Annotated in this window: 1 protein-coding gene; it reads right to left on the bottom strand. The window is 41.6% G+C overall.

Annotated features, from left to right (window positions below):
- Positions 1-209 precede the first annotated feature (209 nt).
- A protein-coding gene (locus CSV69_RS16515; protein ID WP_369823971.1) for an IS3 family transposase occupies positions 210-1,348 on the bottom strand; the annotation gives its coding sequence in 2 pieces (ribosomal slippage) (positions 210-1,114 and positions 1,114-1,348; 1,140 coding nt in all).
- Positions 1,349-1,421 lie beyond the last annotated feature (73 nt).

Genomic DNA, 1,421 nt, shown 5'->3' with positions numbered 1-1,421 from the left:
TGGATCTATGTCAATATCCTGGACACAAAAATGTTAAGTCGTTGTCAGAAACGGCATCCATTCATGGATGGTCCTGTATCCAGCGAAACCAATCAAGAGAAAGCCCGCTCTTGACAGCTTTCGCTGGATACAGGAAGTACAGTCCATGGATGTCGTTCCCGAAAAAATGTGTAGGTAGGGTGAATCGAAGTCCCAATGTCTTCCTTCGATTAAGCAGCTTCCTGTCTGCACAGATCTTCTAATTGTTGCGGCGTCAAATAGTTAATCGCCCCATGGATCCGTTTCCGGTTGTACCATGATTCAATGTATTGGAAGAGGGCGAATCGTGCTGCTTCAAAATCTATATAGGTTGTTTGATAGACTTCTTCCTTCTTTAAAGTTGCATGAAAAGACTCAATGCAGGCGTTGTCATAAGGACAACCTTTTCGACTGAAAGAGTGTTCAATTTTCGCTGCTTTTACTACTTTTTCAAAGTCCTCGCTTGTGTATTGGCTACCTAAATCAGTATGCAGAATCAAGCCATCATCTGGCTGTTGCACATCAATTGCGTTCGTTAATGCTTGTAAGACAAGCTCGGTTGTCATGGACTTAGAAAAGGCATAACCTACAATTTTCTTGGTATGTAAGTCAAGGACGGAAGCTAAATAGCACCAACCGTTTTTAAGCGTGTAGATATACGTAATATCCGCAACCCATTTCTCGTTGATTGTCGTAGTTTCAAAATCTTGTTCCAGTAAATTATCCCGTTCTTCTATTTGGCTAGCTGATGAAGCCGGACGGTATTTCTTCGTGATGATAGATCGGATTCCTTCTGTTTTCATGATGCGTTGGACACGTTTCAAGCTAACCTTGAATCCTTCCTTTTTGAGAAACTCATGGATTTTAGGCGCACCATAGCGGCCTTTACTCTCCGCATGAATGATTTTTATGCGTTCTAAAATCGCCTCGTTCTCCATTTCATACGAGGATTTCACTTTATGAAAGGATTGATAATACGTACTTCTGGGCACTTCGAGTACTTCACACAAGACTTGAACAGGATGGTTCTCCTTTTCCTGTTCGATATGGTCGATAATCTCTTGGTCGGTCATTTTTTCGCGAATATGGTCATAGCCTTTTTTAGGATTTCGACCTCCTGTTGAAGGCGAAGGTTTTCCTTCTGAATTTCTGCAATTTCAGCGGGTGTCAAACCGCCTCCATTTTCAATTGGGGAATGTGCTTTGATCCATTTATAGATGGTTACTTCAGATACACCATATTCGCGGCTGAGATCACTCACAGATGTGCCAGATCTGTAGAGTTCGACGATTGTTTGTTTGAATTCCTGGTTATAACGTTTTTGTTTCATTCCGGACACGTCCTCTCTATTTATTAGGATAGAGACTTAACTAACTTGTGTCCATACATCTATACTAGCTCCA

Source organism: Sporosarcina sp. P26b (assembly GCF_002743245.1).
Lineage (GTDB): Bacteria > Bacillota > Bacilli > Bacillales_A > Planococcaceae > Sporosarcina > Sporosarcina ureae_C.
This window is presented reverse-complemented; position numbering and strand designations above follow the sequence as displayed.